Origin of the sequence: Devosia sp., from assembly GCF_034675085.1 — a bacterium.
Taxonomy (GTDB): Bacteria; Pseudomonadota; Alphaproteobacteria; order Rhizobiales; family Devosiaceae; genus Devosia.
In genome coordinates this window covers 1-3,004 of record NZ_JAUCDN010000370.1, presented here as the reverse complement: position 1 = coordinate 3,004, position 3,004 = coordinate 1, and the positions used below count along the sequence as shown (strand labels likewise).

4 protein-coding genes are annotated in these 3,004 nt (G+C 67.4%); all 4 read right to left on the bottom strand.

Features of this window, described 5'->3' with window-relative positions; all coding sequences use genetic code 11:
• The coding region (locus tag VDP82_RS16415) for a DUF6969 family protein (protein ID WP_416347133.1) at nucleotides 1–182 on the bottom strand (182 nt) is incomplete at its 3' end.
• A 1-nt stretch (nucleotide 183) separates the two neighbouring features.
• Nucleotides 184–591: a hypothetical protein gene (locus VDP82_RS16410; protein ID WP_323015903.1), complete on the bottom strand. Its 408-nt coding sequence runs from the start codon at nucleotides 589–591 to the stop codon at nucleotides 184–186.
• Nucleotides 588–1,805, bottom strand: a complete 1,218-nt coding sequence (locus tag VDP82_RS16405; RefSeq protein ID WP_323015902.1) for a YeeE/YedE family protein — start codon at nucleotides 1,803–1,805, stop codon at nucleotides 588–590. Before VDP82_RS16405 ends, VDP82_RS16410 begins: the two co-directional genes overlap by 4 nt.
• Before the next feature lie 93 nt (nucleotides 1,806–1,898).
• On the bottom strand, nucleotides 1,899–2,801 hold the full coding sequence (locus tag VDP82_RS16400) for a sulfurtransferase (RefSeq protein ID WP_323015901.1): 903 nt from the start codon (nucleotides 2,799–2,801) through the stop codon (nucleotides 1,899–1,901).
• Nucleotides 2,802–3,004: the final 203 nt, after the last annotated feature.

Below are 3,004 nucleotides of genomic sequence, written 5' to 3'. Positions count from 1 at the left end.
TGGTAGAACCATTGCGCATTGCTGGCCGGATCGAAGACGTCGCCGGGCGGATAATGGTCCCAGGCGGCGATGGCGGAGACACCCTGGAAGGTCTCGCTCAACACGTTGAGCCCGCCCTTGGCGAGAATGGCCTCGCAAAAGGCGATTTCCTCCAGCGCCCGCTCGCGCGCCCCGGCGGCCATGTCAGTCATTCTCCACGACGAGATCGGGCGCTTCCTCGCCCGCAGGCTTGACGCTGGGCGGCGGCGGGGGCGCAGCCTTTGCCGGCTCGGCTGCGGGAGGCAGGGCCGGGGGTGGCGGCGGGGCTGCCTTGGCCGGCGCTATAGGCGCACCGGCCGCACAGGGCGCGGCAACGGGGGGCGGAGGCGGCGCGGCTTTCACCGGAGCGGCAGGCGCTCCGGCGGCACAGGGCGCGACAGCGGCCCCCGCCGCACAGGGAGCGGCAGCGCAGGGCGCGTTGCCGGCGGCGGCGGTCGTCGTGCCGCCATAGACCGGGCGCGGGGGCACCGGCTTGGTGACGTGATCATAGGCGATGGCGGCGGTGCTGACGGCGAGCGCGGCCCCGAAAAGCAGAGTGTTGCGAGCGCTCATTTCCTGGCGAACCCATCAAGACCGAAAACAGGACGCAGCCAGATGCCGAAGAAGGACCCGACAAAGGCGGCGGCGAACCACAGCCAGCCGTGGACGCTCCCCGTGGCGATGCCGGAGAACAGCGCTCCGATATTGCAACCGAAGGAGAGGCGGGCGCCATAGCCCATCAACAGGCCGCCGATGACGGCGGCAAGGAGCGAGCCCAGCGGCAATTTGGCCTTGGGCGCGAATTTTCCGGCAATGGCAGCGGCCAGCGCCGCGCCGAGCACGAGGCCGAAATCCATCACCGAGACGGTGTCGGCCAAAACGCTGGAATTGAGCGCCTGGGCCTGGGCCGGCCAGGTCCAGAATTCCCAACTCGCCACATCGACGCCAACACTCTGGGCGATCTTGGCACCCCAGAGGCCGAAGCCATAGGTGATGGACCAGGGATGGCCGGCCAGCAAAAGCGTGGCGATATTGAGCAGCGCCAGCAGCAGCCCCGCGCCAACCAGCGGCCAGGGGCCCTGCCAGATCCATTCCCAGCCCGGACGCTTGGGGGCCGGCTCGGTTTCGAGATTGCCATGGATGCGCTTTTCGATAAGCGCGGTGACGAGCGCCACCAGACCCAGACCGGCAATGGTGAGGGCCAGCGCGCCGACGACACCCAGCTCGACCCCGAGGCTGATGGGCGGCAGCGCAGGCTGGGCCAGCCAATAGGGCAGATGGGCGGTGCCGATGACGGCGCCGACGATGAAGAAAATCAGCGTGACCAGCATGCGGGCCGAGCCGCCGCCGACGGTGAACAGCGTGCCCGAGCCGCAGCCGCCGCCCAATTGCATGCCCAGGCCGAACAGCGCCGCTCCGAGCAGCACCGAAACGCCCACCGGCGCCAGCGCGCCGACCATGGGCTGGCCGCCGATATTGCCGGCCGCCACCAGCGGGATCATGGCCAGCGCGGCAACGCCGATGGTGAGCATCTGGGCCCGCATGGGCCGACCGCGCCCCTCGGCGACCATGCGGCGCCAGCCGCCGGTGAAGCCGAAAGAGCCGTGATACAGCGCGACGCCGAGCGCCCCACCAATAAGGAAAAGCCCGCCCTGGCGGAAATCGACCAGCGTGCTGATGAGCAGGAACCCGCCCAAAAGCATGACGGCCGCAACCAGCAATGGCATGCGGTCGGCCGTGGCGGGCGGCAGGAAGGATGGCGGAGCGGAAATGGATATATCGGTCATGGATCGCGCGGGGGAAATGACAAAGCCCGTTCTGGGTGATGCGAAAACCTGACGCAACACCCAGAACAGCGTTTTCGGGAAGGCTATGCCGGATTACTGGATCGGACGGGCCGGATCGGCCGCCCATTCGGCCATGGAGCCGTCATACATGGCGGTGTTTTCGTTGCCGGCGACCTCATGCAGGGCGAACCAGGCGATCGACGCCCAATGGCCGGTATTGCAGAAGACGATGTTATTTTCACCAGCAGCCAGGCCGACGCCTTCGGCGAGAGCGGCAATGGTCTCGGGCGTGGCGAAGCTGGCATATTCGCCGCTATAGAGGCTGGAATGCTCGATGTTGAGCGAGCCGGGAATGGTGCCTTCGATGCGCACGACGGGGCTCTTGGAATTGCCCACATGCTGGTCGTGCGGGCGGGCGTCGATCAGCTTGGTGCCGTTTTCGAGCGCGGCCAGCACATCCTCGGTGGTGCCGCGCAGCTCCTTGCGGACATTGAGCGGGAAGGTGGCGGCGACGGGGGTCACCGGCTCGGCAACGCGCTCGCCGCCCTGGGCGTCATATTGGCGCCAGCCGCCATCGAGGATGGAGACGGCGTCGTGGCCGAGATATTTGAAGGTCCAGTAGACGCGGGTGGCGCCGGCGAATTCGGAGGAATCGGTGCCCCAGGGCACGATGACCACATGGTCGTCGCCATCGACGCCCAGATCGCCGATCAGCCTGGCGATGTCGGCATCGGCGGGAATCTGGCCCGGCACGCCGTCGATTTCGGTGCGCCAGCCATAGCTGGCATAGGGGGCGACGACGGCGTGGGCGAGATAGGGCAGTTCGCCCAGATCGGTCTCGCCGACCTTGTCGCGGATGTCGATGACCACGACGTTTTCGTCGGCGGCGTGGGCCTTGAGCCATTCGGCATTGACGAGCGGGGTGACCTCGACCTGCTGGGCGAAGGCGGGAGCGGCAAAGAGGAAGGCCGCGGCGGCAAGCGATGCAAGGCGCATGCGATTTATCTCCGGTCTGAACTGGCCGCGATCATAAGGGCCCCCGGGGAGCGGGGCGACGATGGCCAGACCAATTGCGGCGGCAAAGAGGAAAAACTGCACTCTTTGCGGGGCCGCTATCAGAAGGTTGTTGCGTGGGGGCCGGCGGGCGCTATCCCGCTGGCTTTTCTGAAGAAACGCCCCTGCCCCGCTCAGGCCTTGCT